Raw genomic sequence first — 19,286 nt, forward strand, 5'->3', positions numbered from 1 at the left:
GAGCATTATGGTAAATAGCAGCAAAACACCGACGGGTAAGGCTAAAAAGGGACTGGTGACTATCAGACCTGACGCGGGGTGCATCAAGGCTTGCTTCCCTCGTGCGCCGTTCCCAGGCGAAAAAAACCAGGTGAAAAAGGCAGTAGGTATTCCACTAGTTGATGGTTGGGAAGGCAAGGTTAGCCAGTTGCAGAGTCGATTGCAGCTTGAATTAGATGAAGGGAAGCTAGCCAGAACCTTCCTCTGTTCTAACTTTTTTATTTAATTAGTATTGTTCCATCTATTACCCCAGGGTAAGCGCATCTCAAACCCTATTGACACGGTAGTTTTGGGGTTCAACCAAAGCACAAATAAGTTCAAAATTACTACACTGAGCCAAGGGGTGGGATTGACATTTTCGTATTTATGTGGCTGAAAATATAAAAAGCTATTTGACCCATGTTTTTTCAATCATTTACGACAAATCGTCCTATTTTGAACGAAAAATTGATATTTAGATAGAGTTTAAAGCTTTTTGTCTGTATCAAGGGCTACATAATTAGATGCGCTTACCCTGTCTATTACCCCTACTACTCTGTTAAGTCAATAGTAATATCTAATTTAAAATTGTCAACAAAAAGGGTTAGAAATATTTCTAACCACCAAGCTATTAAGGGGAATATCAAAATGAATTTGACAGACCACTAGTAGTAGTGAATAAATTAAGTTTAAAGAAAGTACTTTTCCACACATCTAATAAATATTTCCACACCCATTGCCAAGGCAGTTTCGTCAAAATCAAACCGAGGATGATGGTGAGGATATGCTAAATCTTTCGCTGGGTTAGCAGAACCCAAAAAGAAATAACAACCAGGAAGCTCTTCTAAGAAGAATGACATATCTTCAGCAGCCATAGTTTGACATTCTGGTACAACACCTATAGAAGTTTCTACCACTTCTTCGGCTACAGATCGCACCAGTTCTGCTATTCTAATATCATTAATTACGGGTGGATAAAGTGACCAGTATTCTAAGTCATAATTCGCACCATAACTCTGACAAATTCCAGCAATAATCTGCTCAACACGCTCTTTAAAAAAGCCTTTTAAACTAGGATTGAAATACCTGACAGTTGCACTCATTCTCGCTGTATCAGCAATCACATTACGCTTAGTTCCCGCATGAAGTTCACCCACTGTCACCACTGCCGAATCAATGGGATTCACATTTCGAGCGACAATGGTTTGCAAAGCATTTACGATTTGGGCAGCAACAACAACAGAGTCAACAGTTTGATGAGGTAGTGCGCCGTGTCCACCTTTGCCCAAAATTGTGCAGTTGAAGCACTCCACAGCTGCCATCATTGCTCCAGCACGCACACCCACTGTTCCCAAAGGCAAATTATTCCACAAGTGCAAACCAATAATCGCGTCAACATCAGGATTTTTCAGGACTCCAGCTTCAATCATCGGCTTTGCGCCTCCTGGTGATTCTTCCGCTGGCTGAAAGATAATTTTCACCGTACCAGAGAAGTCTTGCCGATGCTGCTGGAGATAATAAGCTGTACCTAAAGCGATCGCTGTATGTCCATCATGTCCACAAGCGTGCATTACTCCATCATGCTGCGATTTATACGGTACTTCGTTGAGTTCTTGGATTGGCAAAGCATCCATATCTGCCCGAATCGCTAAAACTTTGTTCGTGGGGAGTTTGTTACCTTTGATCGTGGCAACAATGCCAGTGTGGGCAATGCCAGTTTTATGCTCAATCCCCCATTCTTGCAGCTTTTGTGATACAAACTCAGCTGTCAGTTTTTCTTGAAAACCCAACTCTGGTTGTTGATGCAATCGCCGCCGCCACTCTACTAATTGCGGTTGCAATGAACGGATCGCTAGTCGAATGCGAGATAGGTCAACAGAAGAGGGATTAGGAAAGGTAGAAACCATTATGAATACAAACTAGTTTAAGTACAGCTAACTTAGTTTATTTTCCCAGTTTATCGTCGGGAATGGGGAAGAATCAGCATCAGCATCTTCTTAGGGACTTCCAACAAATAAATTATCCAATCTTGTAGTTGAGTATTTTTTATTTGGAAGTCCCTTAAAACGCTTTGGGATTTGGGGAAGTACCAATGGAAAGCACTATTTTTTCTTCAGCTGGCTTTTCTAAGAAATTTTCGGATAGTAATTTGGTCAAGGCATCAGGGTGTAGTTGCCAGTTTAATAATCCCGATAACCCCATAACCAAGCCAAATAGAGTTGGAACTAAGGCGGCGTAGAACAACCATTTTTTCTGAGATAAAGATGTAATGGCAAATAGGGAGACAGAGAGCGATAAGGAGGCATCAGCTAGATCAAACTGGTCGTCATGATAATTAAGCTGGTCATAGGTTGTTTGATCTTGTTCGGCAATTACCTTCTGTTGCTGCTTTTTCTGGTCTTCTTTATCAGCAATGCTTTGATAAGCGGCAATCTGTTTTTCATAGTCAGCCCTCACAGCAGCAGGTTGAGAAAGAGATTGCAATTTGAGTTGCGTCACATTTGATTTGGCTATTTCTTCACGAATATTACGAGCCTGGTATAATGCCCAATCATCAATTTTATTTGCTTGAGCTTGCTGCATTGCCTGAACTATATTATCGTCTTTGATTTTGCAGATGCCAATAAAAGTTGCTATCAATGCAACTGCAATTGCTACAGCACTATTTAGACGGCTTTTGCGTTTTTCACGGTTAGCTGGCGTTTCCGGTTCATCGTCGTCCTCCCCAAGCAGGTCAATTGGGTTTATGTCCATATCGTTATACCAATTTCACTTAAATATAAAACAAGGGTTGCAGTGCCGAGAAACTTTTGTATTCTTCATGTGACACCTCTGCTCCCAGTTCTTTGTTCCGATACTACTGATACTCTGAGTAGCACACTAGCCACAGCAATGGGCAAAGTATCTATCAATCAAGCTAACATCAGTTGCAAAGAACTAGAAAGAATTTACTGTTAATCAAACAAATACCGACAAATTAACTTATGTCAGTGACGTTTCTGTGACTCAGATATGGCACTTGGATGACAAATGCCCAATTCACAGTGTCAGTGTCAGTGTTTCCCAATCTAAATCTGATGCTACTTGAGCAAGTTTATCTAAATCAGTCAGGTTATCTAGATAAGGCAAGCAGCCTAAAACTGGTGTGTTGGTGAGTGATTGAATCAATTGGGGTGGTGTCCAATCGGCTATTTCTGCATCTGTTCGGGGTTGTACGCAGTTCAGAACAATACCTTTGAGATTGACGCGCGATTGTCTAGCTAATGCTACATTTGCCACTGCTTGAGCGATCGCACCTAATCTCACTGGTACCACTAATACCGTTGGTAAACGCCATTCCCCTGCCAAATCAGCTACCGTTAATTCCTCAGTTATTGGTGAACCCAACCCTCCCAAGGCTTCTACAAGCACAAAATCACGATGCGATCGCAATTTCAACAAAGCTTGCCACACCAATGCTAAATCTATTTGGCGATTTTCCCGTGCTGCTGCGATGGGAGGGGCTAGAGGTGCTTGAAAATACAAAGGTGTAATTTCTTCAGCAGATTGTTCTAGCACAAATAGCTTTTGATACCACTCGCGATCGCCAATTCCTGATTGGATCGGTTTCATGATTCCCCAGCTACGCTGCGGGTAATATTTTTGCCAATAGGCTGCCAATGCTGTCGTTAAAACAGTTTTACCAGCTTCCGTATCAGTTCCAGTAATCAGTAGTGTGTTTAACATTAATTTCTTTGACCAGAAAATGGTTGTGTTCCATCAGTCGGCGGCAAAGTTGGCGTTTCAATAGTGGTGGGAATTGGTAAGGGTGTTTCTTTGGGTATTGGCAAGGGTGTCTCTGTAGGAATCGGTAAGGGTGTCTCTGTGGGAATCGGCAAAGGTTTCTCTGTGGGAATCGGTAAGGGTGTCTCTGTGGGAATCGGCAAAGGTGTTGGTTTGACTGATTTTTCTAATGCAACATTCAGGTTGTAATTGCTTTCGGTAACTCCTGGAACCAGAGTTAACTCAATAGTATATCTACCAGTAACTAGCAGTATGCCTTGATATGCTGTTACTTGTTGGGCATTAATATCAATTGGTTGTTGATTGGGACTGAAGACTGTTAACAAAATGTTGCTTCCTGGGTCAAGAAACGCAGTTAGCTTGTCACCTTTGTGCCCAAAAAAAGTGTACCTGATGATTTGATTTGTTTTCAGAGTATCGTTAACCGTGGCTGTGTTATTAGATGCTCCTAGATTGAGGCGTTTACTAGGTACAACAGATTGATTGCTGGTGGGTGTAGGTGTGGGTGTGGGTGTAGATATAGGTGTAGTGCCACCAGGAATCACTGGTGAAGGGAAATTTTGTGGAAGCGTTTCAATTGGTGTTTTCGGCTGACTGCGGATGGAACTTACCAGCGCCCAAGAACCGAATCCGGCGATAATCACGACAGCGCTGCCAATTGCGGTAATCGCTAAGGGATTATCCAAAATTGAGTTAGTGGTGCTTGGTGGAATCACAGGATTGGGTTTCTGAGGCGAAGCTGGTGGTGGTACTAAGTCAGGACGGCGACCAACAGCCATTGTCTGTAAGTTGGACACATTCAGAGGGGGAAGACTGGGTTGCTGTAAAGGTTGGAGTGCTTGAAATACACTAGCAGCACTTTGATAGCGATCGCTCGGTATATGATTCAACATACGATTCAACACTACAGCAAATCGTGGATTCACTTTTACCCACCGCTGCCAATTCCAAGTTAGTTGGTTTTCATCAAATAAATCCTTTGGTTCTTTACCAGTCAGCAAAACGATCGCGCTTACCGCTAAAGCATACAAGTCACTACTAGGATAAGCTCCCCCTGTTTGCATTTGTTCACTAGGAGAGTAGCCTAATTTCCCCACAGTAGTTTCTGGCAGGGCACTATCTGGCGATCGTAAACGCGTTGCTAGTTCCTTGACTACCCCAAAGTCAATTAACACAGGTTTCGCGTCACTATCTCGCAAAATAATATTTTCTGGCGAGATATCTCGGTGAATAATCCCTCGACTGTGAATATGCTCTAAAACAGGCAGCAACAACTCTATTAGCTGTAATACTTCCGCCTCTGTAAAAGTTTGACCCACAGCTTGACGTTCAGCTAGCAGAGTCCGGTACGTCTGACCTGCAACGTAGTCCTCCACCAAAAATAAGCGTTGATCTTGCTCAAATCTTTCCCGGAATTTAGGGACTTGTGGGTGTTCGATTTGATATAAAATAGCAGCCTCTCGGTGAAAAAGCTCTTGTGCCTTCTCCCAAGCCAAAGCCCCTGTTGCTGTTGAAGTCAATTCCTTGATCGCGCAAAGTTCGTTAAAGCGCCTCTGATCTTCTGCCAGATAGGTTCTACCAAATCCTCCTTGTCCGAGAATTTGAATTATGCGGTAACGGTTTTGCAAGACAGTGCCAACTGTAATGGGTGGTTGCATGATCGATTGATTGAGTGTAGTAGCAACTGAGGAGGAAGTCACCCACAAAGATTAAGTCCAAGAGGCGACTGACAGTTACCTGCCGCAATATTCTACTATACCTAACAAGTACACCCCCGCCAGAGCAAGGTTGTTTTTTACTCCATAATTTCAGAGCCTCCAATCCCCAATTCAATTTTTCTTCTTGACAAAACGATATATTTTAAAATACGCAAAATCAACTTGAGAATCCAGATTATACAAACGACTCATTTCTCTTTCAACCAATCCTTGAGGAAATTGATAATCACGATTAATTGCGAGGAGAACTGTATGCTTATTATTTGTTAATTTTTCAATTTCTTCAGCAAAGTTTTTATTTAGAATTCCTTCTTTTAAGCGATCCCCCAAATCTCTTCCATCCAGAGTTAGACTGTCACCGTAGTATTCAAATAATCTGGGATTACCAAATAAAAATACAGATTGTGTAGAAGAAGATCGATTTTTTATCAGGTAATGCACAGCAGAGCGATAGTCATCTCTCTGATAGTCTTCATTGAAGTAGTAGTTAAAAAGAGAATAAATATTCATAACTATCAAAAATATGACAGCAATTTGAGCCAACTGAGACACTCCATAGCGCTTTGATGTGATAGGTATTTGACTCAAAGCTGATGGGATAAGTAGGGCAAGTGGTAGCCAAAGATAATAAGAGTGACGCGGTACCCAATTAGTTTTGGCGACTACAGCTAAGAGCAATCCTAGCAAAAATGCTATGATAAAAACAGAAGTAAAAAAGTAGTCAGGATGTTGCTCTCTGCTCTTTTTTTTGTGTATCAATAAAACTCTTACTAAAGCCAATAAAATTATAGTACCGACAATCAATAATAAAAGTAGGTGAGGCCAGTAACGAAGCATAACCTGAACTCTATCGTCACCTCGCAGCTGCTCCATTGAAGGCCCATAGGTTGTCCCCACTAAAAGTCCATTTAACACAAAAAGAATATTTTGGATTATGGGTAATCCCAAACGATTAATTGGAATTGTTTCGGGATCAGTTGCTCCAGGTAAAGTCAGGTGATATATAACTGACGGCAAAGATAAAAATGCAGCAGGAAGCCACCATTGCAACCATTGCTTGAAATTTCTATAGATGGCAATATGAGATATACATAGGGCTGTAGTAAAAAGCCACATAGTAATGTTACTAAAAATCCCTAAGGCAGTAAAAATACTAAACAGTAATTTTGAAGTACCTTGATGAGCTTGATTTTTAACTAATACTTTGCTAAAGAAATATAATTGAAGCGAGGTTATAAACATTGCAAAGGAATAAATTCTTGCTTCTTGGCTGTAGTTAATACAGAAGCAACTGAATGTCAAGATTACCAGAGACCATAAGGCGTGTTTTTTACCATATATCCGCAAAGCAGTAAAGAATATAACAACATTTGAGCCGATACCTAAAATAGTAGAGAGTGAGCGAAGGGCAAATTCACTTTCACCAAATAGCTGACGCCACCCAAACATAACTATAAAGTACAGCGGCTGAAACCTATCACTATTTCCGATGTTTCTAACTCTCGAAATACTCTCTTGAAGAGTCGAGACATCAGAATTAGTTAAGGTCAAGCCTTCATCGTACCAAAGACTCTGGTTTGACAGCATAAAAAAGCGGAGTAAACCACCCAAAAAAATCAATATTAAAATATAGAGATAATATTTAGACCATCTCTGATTTTTGATTGTCATCATAATTTGTTTTACGTCCTGGCACTTTTACTTATTACATAAGTTAGTTTTTTTGAAACAATAGTCAATGTTTACCTAAAGCAATTGCCCAAATACCACTCAACATCAAACCTGCTCCTAACCATTGGGAAATTAAGATTTTTTCTTTCAAAATTACAGACCCAGTAATCATTGTAACTATAATTGTTAATCCTATTACTAATGGATAGGCAACAGATAAATTCAGTTTACCTAAAACTACCACATAAAAAATCGCACTCAAACCATAACTCAAAATCCCTCCTATTAAATAGATATTTAACGGATTTTGTCCTGCTCCTAGTTTCAATAGATTTTGGGCCAGTGTGTTTAACCCCACTGTAATTAAAATCAGCAAGCTAAAAACTATCGGGTTACTCATAGTGAAAATTTACTCAATTTATAAAGTGATATTTTTTGATGAAAAGAGCAATTTAAAAGAAACTCTCATAGCCAGCAGTATCGTCAAAGTCCCAAAGTTCTCCTCCAGATGGATAAGGTATTTGCACCCATTTCCCAGCAAGTTTTTCCCACCATCGGGGCGGGTGCGGTAGGGTGGCAACTTGGATGAAGCCACATCTAAAAAGTAGTGATCCCACGAAATCAGTATGTAAACTATCACCAATGACGAGTATTTGTTTTGCTGGTAGCCTCATATAAGCTGCTGCCTCCTGAAATGCAGGGGGAAAGGGTTTTTTAGCGGGACTGAGCGCTGGAATGTCAAGGCGATGAGACCAATATTTGACGCGATAGCGACGTTTACCATTTGAGAGTATAAAAAATTGCAATCCGGCTAACTTTGCTTGCTTAATCCAATCTTCTGCATAAGGAGATAGGTAGCGATCGTCTTCTGAAACAATAGTGTTGTCTAAATCTAGGATTATCCCTTGAATCTTACAGGTTTTTAGCCACTCAATTTCAATACTTGCCAATGTATAGACTTGTCGTGGTAATTTGTGGGGGTTCTTTTTAAAACCTAGTTGCTTGTTTCCCTTAATGAGCAAGTGCAGCCAGGAGGTAAAGGTGCTGAAGAGTTTTCTGAAAATAGCTGTGGGATTTTTCATCTACAAATTCCGTCAAGTTTCCTCCCATCACGCCTTAGGGACTTCCAATAAATAAATTATCCTTCTTGTGGGGTGGGCAGCGTTTGACTGACTTGTACTGAGCAGTTCGACAGGCTTACTGTCAAACTTGTAGTAGCACTTTCTGGAAGAAAGCTACGCACAGAGAGAGTCTAGTAGAGAAGAGTCGAAGTGTTGCTCTGAGTTCTGCATACCCTGAATATGGTATGGGTGTTCGCGTCGCGGCAGGTAATGCGGATACCCATCAACAAGAAAATTTGAGATTTTTTATTTGGAAGTCCTTTAAGGTACTAATACCACAATTTGAAAGTGTGGATACCAAAGAGTCCAACGGAGAATTGGACGACTAACTGTAGCTCCCATTGATTGAAAAACCTGAACAAGATCGCTACTTCGGCGTTGGTGAACCCATTCTCTTGCCAGTAACAAATCATGAAGCTGATTCATAAAAGACCCAATAATTTTGGATGCCTCAATGTCTTTAATAATCAGCCTTGCTCCCGAATCCATCTGCGAAATTGTTTTACGGAGAAAATCGTCCTGTAATTTTGGAGGAATGTGGTGGAGAACATCAATCATAGTTACAGTGTCATATCCATGCAAATCTGGTGGTGTTTCTTCTGGATGCAAATGCCTAACCTGAAAAATTTCAGATTTCATTGCAAAAGCCTCAGAAGCTTTCACAGCTTCACGTGAAATATCATAACCATGAGCTACTTTTACTGAACGCAATTTTAAAGCCAGATAAAGTAACGCTCCTGTACCGCAGCCAATATCATAAAGACGTGCGCCTTCGGGAATCTTGGCAAGAACCATATCAAGCGGACAGATGAATGGACGATAGCGCGTTTTTAGTGCAGCAAGTCCAGACATTTTTTGACAAGGTAGTTTCATCTCGTCAGCAAGGCTAAAACTATTCATAGAACTTGTTAGGGTAAAACAGTTACAAGCTTGATCGGGCAGACTAACTGCTAGTGGCTTCTTCTGTGAGATTTATTCAATCATCCCTTGCTTTCTCAACCAGAGAATCAAAAAGCATGTGATAATCCAACCAATAACTGTGATTAGTATCGGCAAGTCTTTCAATAAAACTTCTTCTGGGCGTTCACTACGTCCGCCTTGCTCTGGATGATGGTTGTCGCTGTAACCGGCAATCTCTTGAGGGTCACTCAGCAGTTGATAGCGAAAAATTCCATACAACACAAACGGTAAAGTCAGTAGCATCCAAGAGGTGGGCGCTCCATGTAGATAGGGACCGGCACTCCAAAGAGCATAAGTGAGAACTGTGCCGGTGGTGACAACATTTTCCATGCGACCCAGCAAAGGCAAGGAATAGTATTTGAGGACAGAGCGGGGCTTGTTGCCTTTGATTTGTGCTAACCGTAGTTCTGCTTTGCGCTTTTCAATGCCTAGAAATAGCGCCAACATTGCAGTACACATTAAAAACCAAGATGATAAAGTAATACTGGTAGCAGCAGCGCCGGCATAAGCTCGTAGCACAAATCCGGTAGCGATCGCCCCAATATCCAAAATTACCATCCTTTTGAGTCGAAGATTATAGGCAACCTGTAACAGGGCATATCCAGTTATTGCTGCACCCAACTGAGGCGATCGCAACCACCCAAAAATTAGGGCACCACCCAACAGCACCAATGCCATTCCAGTAGCAACACGGATGCTGACTAATCCAGCGGCTATTGGACGCTTACACTTGACAGGGTGTTGACGGTCAGATTCCACATCTACGATGTCATTAATTAAGTAGAAGCCACTTGATGCACAGCAAAATAATACAAATGCCAATAAGCTACCTAGCAGAGATTGCAGATTGATGCTAAATGCGAACAATGGTGCTGCAAACACCACCAGGTTTTTTGTCCATTGTCGTGGTCGCATCGCAGCTAAGTAGTACGCTGACTTCTTGGAATTAGTTGCTATGGCAGTTAAAGATTTTTCTACTACTGAAGTACGCCGAGAGTCCATAAGTATGCCTACCGCTTCTATATCTCAAGAGAATTTAGATTCAACAACTTCGTTTAGATTTATTAATAATAGATTTTTTTAGTAAAAATACTTACAAGGTTTCGCCTAGATCATACTACCTTTATTTTTGTATCAAAAAATTTTTTTTATTTAATCTTTATTCAAGCTTTATCCAATCTTTATCTAAAAACTTGCTTGTACGTAGATGAGTTTTGTACGCTGCTAGCTTCTTTTAGACTTCGCAATTGATTATCGTTTTTATCAATGCGTAATATATAGAACAAAAAACTACATTTGTCCTACTTAATAATAGGTGCTATAGTGTTATGAGAATAAACTCATTAAGTTGTAAATGCTTTACTGCCAGCTATAAATTAAGATAGTTAGAAAAACTTACCACAACAATGTTTAAGCGATTGGGGTTATTTACCTCAAACTAAAAAATTGAACTATAGACCTAGTGGATGAAATTAATGACAGTTAAGCTATCAATACCTTGTTTGCCAAGAAGACTAGATAATTAGCGAATGATAATTTGATAATTTTAGGCATAAATGTTTAAATTTTGTATGGAAGCTTTAACAAAACTCACAGATGTTTTTTTAGGCTGTTTCTCGGTTAAATCTATTAAATCTCTAATGATAATATTACTATGAATGCACATAGAGGATCTGCTGTACTCAGTTCTGCAACTTTCAAAGTGCAACCATCTACAACAGGACTGAACGATAATCATCGTCTGCGGCTGTTTTCTGGCTCTGCCAACATACAGCTGTCTCAAGAAGTCGCTCGTTATGTGGGTATGGACTTGGGGCCAATGATCCGCAAAAGATTTGCGGATGGAGAACTTTACGTTCAAATCCAAGAATCGATTCGGGGTTGTGATGTCTATTTAATCCAGCCATGTTGTCAACCCGTAAACGATCATTTGATGGAATTATTGATTATGGTTGACGCCTGTCGTCGAGCTTCTGCGCGACAGGTAACAGCAGTAATTCCCTACTATGGCTATGCTCGTGCCGATCGCAAAACAGCAGGACGAGAGTCAATAACCGCCAAGCTGGTTGCTAACTTGATCACCGAAGCAGGTGCCAACCGTGTTCTAGCAATGGATTTACACTCGGCTCAAATTCAAGGCTATTTCGATATACCCTTTGACCATGTTTACGGTTCACCAGTATTGCTGGATTATCTAGCAAGCAAACAATTACCCGATCTGGTAGTTGTTTCTCCCGATGTTGGTGGTGTAGCAAGAGCTAGGGCATTTGCGAAAAAACTGGGTGATGCCCCATTGGCGATTATTGACAAACGTCGTCAGGCACATAATGTTGCAGAAGTGTTAAATGTCATCGGCGATGTTAGGGGCAAAACAGCAGTATTAGTGGATGACATGATTGATACTGGGGGCACGATCGCTGAAGGAGCGCGATTACTGCGTGAAGAAGGAGCGCGTCAGGTATATGCCTGTGCAACTCATGCGGTGTTCTCTCCACCAGCGATGGAGCGGTTATCCAGTGGCTTATTTGAGGAAGTCATTGTGACAAATACGATTCCCATACCAGAAAACAATCGTTTTCCCCAACTAGTGGTACTGTCAGTAGCTAATCTGTTGGGAGAAACTATTTGGCGGATTCATGAAGATACTTCAGTCAGTAGTATGTTTCACTAGATTGTCATTCTCATGGCGTAAATTACCTACATTGTCCTCTTTATTGGGGGACAGTGTAAATTTTTAGCAACCCTAAATATAGAGATCCGATTGTCTAATTCCTAACTACTGGTTTCTGTTTATTGCTAACTTCTAAAGGCAGGAAAATCGTCAAAACTTCCCCATAATGTGGACGCTGACGCACAATCAGTTTGCCACCGATCGCCTGAAACAAATGCTTGGTTGCGGCGATATTTAAACTAATCGTACCTGTTTCTGGTTGAAACATCAGCAATTGACCTAGAGCTTTACGAATTGGTGGCGTTGCAGGTGTGGCAGCTTTATTTGAATCTTTGCAGCCGAATTGGGGCGATAATTGTAACTTCAGTTGATCTCCAGCTGGGATAACCTGTACTTGAATATGGCTGCCAGCAGGTAAACTGCGAGTAAAATTTTCCATCAAACCAGTGAGTACCTGATCCAGCATGGTGGGATTACTCACCACTGTTGGTAGTTGCTGAGGTAAAACAACATTTAAAGTTAAGTTCCGCCGATGTGCTGCTTGTTCCCAACGGGGAATACTCTGCTGCAACACTTGATCTAAAGACATCGGCGTGAGTTGAGTTTTTGATGATTTTGCCGAGGTAGTAGTTTCCAGTTCTGCTGCCTTAAACAGCAATTCCATGCGGTCAATTTGCTCGGTACATTCGTGATCGATAATTTTTAAGCGATTGATCACACTAACATCTAAGTCTCGCCGCTTCAACAATAGACGAGTCATGGTGCGAATAGTTGTTAGAGGTGTGCGAACTTCGTGAGCGAAGGCTTGGAGCAATTCTACATCAGGATTTGGGGATTGGGGATTGGGGATTGGGGATTGGTTATTCTCCTTGTCCACCTTATCCCCAGTCCCTAGTAAAGAGTCCCTAGTTTCTTCTGGTTCTGTGAATTTTTGAAGTAACAACTGGCTAAACTGAATCATGATCCGGTAGTCTGGTGCTACCGGGGAATACTGTTCTACTAATGCGTCCAAGCGGGCGAAAAATTCTGGATTAGCCAGCATTACCCGTGCCCCTAGCGATCGCCAAGCCTGCTGCACTACTTCTGGCTCAAAAGAAAATGAAAAGGTTTTTTTACCGTTTTTGTGGGTTGCTAAAACCAGTACTAATCTAAATTTATCTGTAAAAACCAAGCAAAATTGTTCTGCCCCTAGCGGATCGGCAGGTAGTAAGGGAAGTACTGATTCATGGGGAGCAATTTCTTCATTTACATGCGCGTTGGTGTAACCCGCAGCAGACATCACACCTGGCATCTGAAATGGCATTAGTGCCAAGGGGTTAAATGGTTTTGCCGTAAAAGTTACTGTTTGTAAACTTTGAATCAGTTTTGCTTGACTAAATAAGGGTGCTGGTGCGGCTAAAACTAATCCTTGGATTGTGTCAACTGAAACAGATGCTAAAGTATTTAATAGCAAATGTTCTGTCGCTGCGAGGCTGACACGCCATTGCTGCTCTGCTTTAGCAGGTGAAGATTCAGCCACACTTGATTGATTTTCAGCCAAGATTTCGCTCAGGCTTGGCAATATCCATTCGTACACAGGTTTTCACCCCTTAATTCAAGAGCGACTAACAGCGTCTAGGGTAGACATTTCACTACTACCTAAGAGGTTATAGCTATTTGTGTACTGATGACAGTGGTAGAACCGAACAATTCGGGGGAAATTTCCCCTAACTGCGATCGCAGTTCTGACTTTTCACGGTATCTGGAAAAACTCTCTCCTAAAAGGCTACGGTATACACGGAAGTCTTTGAGGGATTGAAATCGCTACTACACCAGCAAAGTCCACCTCCGTGGACTAATCCAAAATCAAGGGTTTTTAACCTGTGTTCGCCCTTGGCTATCTTGCTCAAACAAATAATTTGAATCGTGCTAGCTGGTTTTCAATAGTTCCTGTGAGGATTTTATTCAGTTCTGTGGTATCTTGGAATTGCAAAATTTGCTGTGTGGGTAAGTCGAAAGAAAATTGCCCTTCAAAGTCTGGGCGTTGCATTTGCGCTAATAAAATCTGTTCAGATCGCTTACTTTGGATGGCATAGCCAATTTCAATACAGACATTCGGACTGGGAATTAATTGGGGGATTTCTTTACCATCAATAATCGCAATGGGCGTGGTGTCAGCGATAAATAACAAACTCTTACGGATTTTTCGCATGATTGTGCGGTTAATTCGTAGAGGTGCGCCACTGGCACGAGAGGATTCTACTAATGTTAGGGGAAGGCGCGATCGCAAGTTTAAACTTTCCAAACTTTTTCGCAGTTCTTCTCTGAGAGCATCTGTCGCTGCGGCATACTCAGTTTGAGAAGATAAAAAAATCGTTGGTTCTAACTGAGCCAACACTGCTTGCTTAGTAAAATAAATTTCATGGCTAATTAAGTCAATGTTAGAGACACAATAGCCACCACTACCTTCAATATAAAATTCAATATTTTCCCCTTCCAGATAGCGCCCAAACCAAGTTGATTTCTTTACTTCATCACTTTCTTCCAAAAAGTCTGCTCGCAATGCTGATTTCAACAGACTTTTTTTGCTTAAGCGAATGTCTGGCGGACGTTTTTCCAGTTCTGGAATCGGCTCATAATCCTGTAGATACCACGCCCTGAGCGCAATAATTGACATAAGACGCTATTTCAACTGTTTCTCGCTACTCAAATTAGTATAATCTTACACCCAGAGGATGTCATATTTCAGACTTCTCTATCTATGAACACAACAATACCCAAACTTCTACTCCCTGAACTATCCCCTCTCATTGCATTGATTATTTCCCCTGCTCTGCCTCCTCTACCTTTAGTTAACTATTTTGGCTGGAGGCTTAATGGGAATCTCAATCCAGAACTCTGTACCTTTGCCTGGTTCTGAAATACACTCCATTATTCCCCCATGTTTTTCGACAATAATCTGATAGCTAATTGACAGTCCCAAACCTGTACCCTTGCCCACGGGTTTGGTAGTGTAAAACGGGTCAAAAATTCGCTTTTTCACCTCTTCAGTCATTCCAGGCCCATTGTCACTAATACGAATCAACAGACGAGAGTTGTCTGCTGAGGCTTTAGTGGAAATCTGAATAGTTGGAATTGGGCATGAGTTATTCTCCTCATCTCCCTCATCCCTATTCCCTGCTTCCCAATGCCGACTCGCTACTCCCAAAGCATCTATGGCATTGCTGAAAATATTCATGAATACCTGATTCATTTGACCGGCATAGCATTCTACCCGTGGAATGTTACCATAGTCTTTGATTATCTCAATGCGTGGAGATCCAGCATTTCCTTTCAGCCGATGTTGCAAAATTAATAAGGTGTTGTCAATACCTTCATGCATATCTACGCGCTTGTTTTCAGCCTCATCTAAGCGAGAAAAATTGCGTAACGACAACACTATTGAACGGATGCGATCGCTTCCTACTTGCATTGATGTCAGGATTTTTGGGAGGTCTTCTACCAAAAATTCAAAATCGATCGCTTTGATCGCAGCGCTAATTTCACGATGGGGATGGGGATAGTGTAGCTGGTAGAGACGTAAAATTTCTAGGAGTTGTTCGGTGTAGTCACTGGCGTGGCAGAGATTACCGTAAATAAAGTTAACGGGGTTGTTGATCTCGTGGGCGATACCTGCTATCAATTGTCCTAAACCAGACATTTTTTCGGTCTGAATCAATCTTGTCTGTGCTTCTTGGAGTTCACGTAAGGTATGCTCTAACTCGGCGGCTTGATTTCTAGCTTCAATTTCGGCATCACAGGTTTGTTCGTAGAGTTGTGCTTGTTGAATAGCGATCGCAGCCTGATCTGCTAACTGTTGCAATAAATCAATTTCTGCATCTTGCCAATTTCTGGGAGCCTCACATTCATGGGCAATTAATAAACCCCATAGTTCAATACCTATATTAATCGGAACTATTAAGTTTGCTTGCACTTGCAGACTCTCCAAAAACTCTCGATGACAATCACTTAAAGAAGCCTCTGCAACGTTGTTAATTGCCCGTACCCTGCCCTGAAAGTATAGACGGGTATACTCATCAGGAAAGCATTCTAGTGGTGCCTTCACTCCCAAAACTGATTGCCAATCGCCATTAATTTCTTCCACAATTACCGATTTACTCTTCAGTTCAAAAATCAGCACTCGGTCGGAATTTAGTATGGGACGGACTTCTCGGACGATAGTTTGCAGGGTTGTCTGTAAGTCTAATGTACGGCGAATATGCTCTGTAACTTGCTTGAGTACTTTGGTAAATAATAATGATTTTTCAAGTTCAGCAGTTTGCTCTTGGACTCGCTGTTCTAGGTTGGCATTCAGGGCTTGTACCTGTTTATACATTTGCTGTTGCTCAATTGCCATTGAGAAATGCTCATATAGGGCTTGCGCCAATAAGATGTCTTCTGACTTCCACTCAGGTGATTGCCCCTTTTGTTGCTCTCGCCAAACATCAAAGGAAACCTGGGGTAATAGTTGTCGCCGATTTTGATCGCATCGTCCCGCCCACAAAATTTCTGTTTCAAATTCAGAGCGAAAAATACTTAATACACCAGTAAATTTTTCACGGTAATGTAGAGGAATCACCATGAGTCCGCGAATTTGAGTAGAACGAAACGCTAAAGCCAAAACTCGTAAACGTGGTTCTTTGTATAGGTCAGGGGTTGACCAAATATTACCTTGTTTACACTCAGCCATCCAGTTTCGCCAGATGGGATGCTGTTCGAGAATACTATTATCTAATTCGTAAGGGAGTGTCGGTTGGTTGCCCCAAGTATATAGTTCCCCAGTCTGTTCAATGTAAAGTCTGCCACCGACTCCACTAAAGGCAGCAATAACTTCTTCTAGCGCTCCCTGTAATTGGATTGTCGGCAGTTTATGTAATAGTGTGGTAACTCGATTAATAGTCGCTTCTCGCTCTTGCTTGGCGCGGGCTGTGGTGAGTATATTACTTTGAGCGATCGCGATCGTTACTTGGTCAGCAACTTGCTGCAATACTTTCAGTTCCCGCTTCAAAATCTCTCGCGGTTCACTGTGGTGAGATACCAACAATCCCCACAATTTAGGCTTTGCTGATTGTTCTTGTGGGTCGCAATGTAAAATTGGCACTACCAATGAAGACTGCACGCCCATTGCCTTTAAGTATTGAATATGGCATGGGTCAACTTGCCGATAGTAGATATTAGTTTGTAGACGTTTACCAGTTTCCTTCGACTGTAGAGGCGATAGCCCAATCTTCTCATTTGCCACATCCACAATCGAACGTTGCCCAGCTAACAAAAACATCTCTCTAGCGGCTTCTGGAATATCATGAACTGGGAAGCGTAACCCCAATAAAGACGGCAGACGTTGCTCATAAATAGATTCAGCAATGACTTCACCACTACCATCAGCACCAAAGTGATATACCTTTACCCGATCTACACCTAAAAATAAACGCACTTCGCTAACAGTAGTCGTTAATATCTCTTGAAGGTCGAGCGATCGCCTGATCTGTTTTGTCATCCGGTGCAGTAAACTTTCTTGGTATAGACTTTGCTGCAACCCGTTTGGTTTATCGCTAAGTGTCATTGCTGATATACACCATGACTGAAGTATAATTTTTTATATAATTGTCCCTGATAAGAATTTCTAACTTACAATGTTTTGATTTTCACCATATTTCCAGAAATTTCTACTACAAATGTATTGCTAGAGGCGTACATTTATTGTAAATACTTTTGGAAATGGATCAGAGGATATTTGAAAAGCATCAGATATTTTGCTTGATCCCCGTAGCCCTTCTAAAGTGGATTTAGAGAGATATCAAAACGCTGTATCATTAAAGACTTTTTAAGTATCATCTCAAATCTAAAGTTCAGAAAAGTTTAATCATTGACACCTATTAATTTTATATTCTCAATCATTAAACTATTCCAGTAATTCTACTTAAATTAGTACCTGAATAATTTAGTTAAATTAAAAATATTTTTTTACCATTTTTGTCCATAAATTCAATTAATTAAGATTTCTTCAAATCAATCACTCAATTATTGGTAATTTTTTCAAATATTTTTGACTGGGGAATTTCTATATTCCCCGTTTAATTGCTGACTTTATGTTGAATGTAACTATTTTGATTAAATTATTCGTAAATTACCGTTAAAGATAGTAAATTACGAATTTCTTCACGCACACTCATGAGAGTTTTACCGAGATAGTTTTGACCGGCTTGATTAGCACCACAGCCCCAAAAAGAATCGGTTGGGGAATTTTCAACCAAAATCTCATCACCTGTCTTCAAGAGAACTTCTCTAATATCAGTATGAGTGAGAAACTTTTTGAGTACAGCTTCTCGCATAATTTGAGTTTTGACCAAATTCCAGTCTTGACGGAGTTGACGAGTGCTACATCTTCCCAAAATGGTAGCTTCTTCTGGGGTGGCAGCGGTATGGATGAGGGGTATAATTGCCGCATCTATGCTGCCAACAAACTTTTGTGCTTGATAGTAATGCTCAACCGTTGGCCAGTAAGTACCCTCAATGTGGATTCCGTGAGGAGAAAAGTTAGAAAAACAGCCATAAGGCTGCCAAACCTTATAAAAGTAAATGGTCATTTGAAAATTGCTCTTTTATATATCAACTTCAGGGTAACTGAAAGTTTAGGGTTCAAAACCCTTCATACAGTTTTTTTCACTTCCCGAACTTCATACTCGATTACGAACCTGCCATTAACACCCAGAAACGACGTTAGTGAAACCAAACAATTAAGCCATAGCCTGACTAACGGGACTTAAACAAAACAGAAGGGGAAAATAGAGTATGATGCTTTACCAGTATAGCGTTCACGTCAAAATAATACCTAGTCAAGAACCCCACCCGTCGATAGGGATAGGGCTTGTAACTAACAAAAGTTACGTGTTTGACTAGCCCATTTGAGACTAATCCTGATACGCACTTCCAAATACTTCCCCAGTTTGGATTATCTGCAAGACTGTTTGTTCAGTCGTTGGTTAAAGACAAGACATTTTGGATTAGTTGGGCAAGGGGACTTAAACTTTACTCCAAGGATTATCTCTTTATGCGAGTACCCGTGATTTCAGCAGATAATATTCCATTAATGCCATTAGAGTTGGCAATCAAACTCTAATGTGGCAACCAGGTAAATGCTTAATATTTGACGACTTGGTAGAGCATGAAGCTTGGAATTTAGGAAGATCGAACAGAATTATATTATTGATAGATTTTGGTAGAAAAAATAATAGCAATATTCGCTTTAAAATCTCAAATGAAGCAAGTATATTGCAAGATGTAATATAGGAATACTATATAGCAATCCGGAATTATTCGTGATAA

Annotated in this window: 16 protein-coding genes; 3 read left to right on the forward strand and 13 right to left on the reverse strand. The window is 40.9% G+C overall.

Annotated features, from left to right (window positions below; genetic code table 11):
- The first annotated feature begins 7 nt into the window (after positions 1 to 7).
- Positions 8 to 265 carry a hypothetical protein gene (locus tag V7K67_RS05470; protein WP_334732913.1) on the forward strand — a complete coding sequence of 86 codons (258 nt, stop codon included), beginning with the start codon at positions 8 to 10 and terminating at the stop codon, positions 263 to 265.
- A 442-nt stretch (positions 266 to 707) separates the two neighbouring features.
- On the opposite strand, the gene V7K67_RS05475 is transcribed toward V7K67_RS05470, so the two are convergent.
- From V7K67_RS05475 to V7K67_RS05515, 9 genes are all read right to left on the reverse strand, one after another.
- A complete protein-coding gene (locus V7K67_RS05475; RefSeq protein WP_334705615.1) occupies positions 708 to 1,925 on the reverse strand; it encodes a M20 family metallopeptidase in 1,218 nt (405 codons plus the stop codon).
- A gap of 154 nt (positions 1,926 to 2,079) precedes the next feature.
- Positions 2,080 to 2,772, reverse strand: a complete 693-nt coding sequence (locus tag V7K67_RS05480; RefSeq protein ID WP_334705614.1) for a DUF4337 domain-containing protein — start codon at positions 2,770 to 2,772, stop codon at positions 2,080 to 2,082.
- 285 nt (positions 2,773 to 3,057) lie between these two features.
- Entirely contained in the window at positions 3,058 to 3,744 is a 687-nt protein-coding gene (gene bioD / locus V7K67_RS05485; RefSeq protein ID WP_334705613.1) for a dethiobiotin synthase, read from the reverse strand.
- On the reverse strand, positions 3,744 to 5,459 hold the full coding sequence (locus V7K67_RS05490) for a protein kinase domain-containing protein (RefSeq protein ID WP_334732912.1): 1,716 nt from the start codon (positions 5,457 to 5,459) through the stop codon (positions 3,744 to 3,746). The genes bioD and V7K67_RS05490 overlap by 1 nt, the downstream gene beginning before the upstream one ends.
- 171 nt (positions 5,460 to 5,630) lie before the next feature.
- On the reverse strand, positions 5,631 to 7,193 hold the full coding sequence (locus tag V7K67_RS05495) for a glycosyltransferase family 39 protein (protein WP_334732911.1): 1,563 nt from the start codon (positions 7,191 to 7,193) through the stop codon (positions 5,631 to 5,633).
- Between the two features lie 61 nt (positions 7,194 to 7,254).
- Complete coding sequence (locus V7K67_RS05500) at positions 7,255 to 7,590, reverse strand: SMR family transporter (protein WP_334705610.1); 336 nt, start codon at positions 7,588 to 7,590, stop codon at positions 7,255 to 7,257.
- A gap of 52 nt (positions 7,591 to 7,642) precedes the next feature.
- Positions 7,643 to 8,272 carry a YqeG family HAD IIIA-type phosphatase gene (locus tag V7K67_RS05505; protein WP_335165537.1) on the reverse strand — a complete coding sequence of 210 codons (630 nt, stop codon included), beginning with the start codon at positions 8,270 to 8,272 and terminating at the stop codon, positions 7,643 to 7,645.
- Positions 8,273 to 8,572: 300 nt separating this feature from the next.
- Positions 8,573 to 9,211: a class I SAM-dependent methyltransferase gene (locus V7K67_RS05510; protein WP_179068695.1), complete on the reverse strand. Its 639-nt coding sequence runs from the start codon at positions 9,209 to 9,211 to the stop codon at positions 8,573 to 8,575.
- A gap of 72 nt (positions 9,212 to 9,283) precedes the next feature.
- Positions 9,284 to 10,273, reverse strand: coding sequence for a decaprenyl-phosphate phosphoribosyltransferase (locus tag V7K67_RS05515; protein WP_334705608.1), 990 nt, complete (start codon positions 10,271 to 10,273; stop codon positions 9,284 to 9,286).
- 652 nt (positions 10,274 to 10,925) lie between these two features.
- On the opposite strand from V7K67_RS05515, the gene V7K67_RS05520 reads away from it, so the two are divergent.
- Entirely contained in the window at positions 10,926 to 11,942 is a 1,017-nt protein-coding gene (locus V7K67_RS05520) for a ribose-phosphate pyrophosphokinase (RefSeq protein ID WP_334705607.1), read from the forward strand.
- A 94-nt stretch (positions 11,943 to 12,036) separates the two neighbouring features.
- Here V7K67_RS05520 and V7K67_RS05525 read toward each other — a convergent pair whose 3' ends face one another.
- The 4 genes from V7K67_RS05525 to V7K67_RS05540 form a co-directional block, all read right to left on the reverse strand.
- Positions 12,037 to 13,518, reverse strand: coding sequence for a sensor histidine kinase (locus tag V7K67_RS05525; protein WP_334732909.1), 1,482 nt, complete (start codon positions 13,516 to 13,518; stop codon positions 12,037 to 12,039).
- A gap of 309 nt (positions 13,519 to 13,827) precedes the next feature.
- Positions 13,828 to 14,598: a hypothetical protein gene (locus V7K67_RS05530; protein ID WP_335165539.1), complete on the reverse strand. Its 771-nt coding sequence runs from the start codon at positions 14,596 to 14,598 to the stop codon at positions 13,828 to 13,830.
- 171 nt (positions 14,599 to 14,769) lie between these two features.
- Positions 14,770 to 17,523 carry a GAF domain-containing sensor histidine kinase gene (locus V7K67_RS05535; RefSeq protein WP_335165541.1) on the reverse strand — a complete coding sequence of 918 codons (2,754 nt, stop codon included), beginning with the start codon at positions 17,521 to 17,523 and terminating at the stop codon, positions 14,770 to 14,772.
- 553 nt (positions 17,524 to 18,076) lie between these two features.
- Entirely contained in the window at positions 18,077 to 18,547 is a 471-nt protein-coding gene (locus V7K67_RS05540; protein ID WP_334705603.1) for an NADAR family protein, read from the reverse strand.
- Positions 18,548 to 19,079: 532 nt separating this feature from the next.
- On the opposite strand from V7K67_RS05540, the gene V7K67_RS05545 reads away from it, so the two are divergent.
- Positions 19,080 to 19,250 carry an aspartyl/asparaginyl beta-hydroxylase domain-containing protein gene (locus V7K67_RS05545; protein WP_334732627.1) on the forward strand — a complete coding sequence of 57 codons (171 nt, stop codon included), beginning with the start codon at positions 19,080 to 19,082 and terminating at the stop codon, positions 19,248 to 19,250.
- Positions 19,251 to 19,286 lie beyond the last annotated feature (36 nt).

The sequence above is a fragment of the Nostoc sp. genome, assembly GCF_036917155.1.
GTDB lineage: Bacteria > Cyanobacteriota > Cyanobacteriia > Cyanobacteriales > Nostocaceae > Nostoc.

Excerpts from the sequence above, each read along its gene's own strand:
- bioD (WP_334705613.1), bottom strand. The coding sequence starts at position 3,744 with ATGTTAAACACACTACTGATTACTGGAACTGATACGGAAGCTGGTAAA.
- V7K67_RS05490 (WP_334732912.1), bottom strand. The coding sequence starts at position 5,459 with ATGCAACCACCCATTACAGTTGGCACTGTCTTGCAAAACCGTTACCGC.
- V7K67_RS05535 (WP_335165541.1), bottom strand. The coding sequence starts at position 17,523 with ATGACACTTAGCGATAAACCAAACGGGTTGCAGCAAAGTCTATACCAA.
- V7K67_RS05480 (WP_334705614.1), bottom strand. The coding sequence starts at position 2,772 with ATGGACATAAACCCAATTGACCTGCTTGGGGAGGACGACGATGAACCG.
- V7K67_RS05505 (WP_335165537.1), bottom strand. The coding sequence starts at position 8,272 with ATGAAAAATCCCACAGCTATTTTCAGAAAACTCTTCAGCACCTTTACC.
- V7K67_RS05530 (WP_335165539.1), bottom strand. The coding sequence starts at position 14,598 with ATGTCAATTATTGCGCTCAGGGCGTGGTATCTACAGGATTATGAGCCG.
- V7K67_RS05515 (WP_334705608.1), bottom strand. The coding sequence starts at position 10,273 with ATGGACTCTCGGCGTACTTCAGTAGTAGAAAAATCTTTAACTGCCATA.
- V7K67_RS05520 (WP_334705607.1), top strand. The coding sequence starts at position 10,926 with ATGAATGCACATAGAGGATCTGCTGTACTCAGTTCTGCAACTTTCAAA.
- V7K67_RS05470 (WP_334732913.1), top strand. The coding sequence starts at position 8 with ATGGTAAATAGCAGCAAAACACCGACGGGTAAGGCTAAAAAGGGACTG.
- V7K67_RS05495 (WP_334732911.1), bottom strand. The coding sequence starts at position 7,193 with ATGATGACAATCAAAAATCAGAGATGGTCTAAATATTATCTCTATATT.
- V7K67_RS05510 (WP_179068695.1), bottom strand. The coding sequence starts at position 9,211 with ATGAATAGTTTTAGCCTTGCTGACGAGATGAAACTACCTTGTCAAAAA.
- V7K67_RS05500 (WP_334705610.1), bottom strand. The coding sequence starts at position 7,590 with ATGAGTAACCCGATAGTTTTTAGCTTGCTGATTTTAATTACAGTGGGG.
- V7K67_RS05475 (WP_334705615.1), bottom strand. The coding sequence starts at position 1,925 with ATGGTTTCTACCTTTCCTAATCCCTCTTCTGTTGACCTATCTCGCATT.
- V7K67_RS05540 (WP_334705603.1), bottom strand. The coding sequence starts at position 18,547 with ATGACCATTTACTTTTATAAGGTTTGGCAGCCTTATGGCTGTTTTTCT.
- V7K67_RS05545 (WP_334732627.1), top strand. The coding sequence starts at position 19,080 with ATGTGGCAACCAGGTAAATGCTTAATATTTGACGACTTGGTAGAGCAT.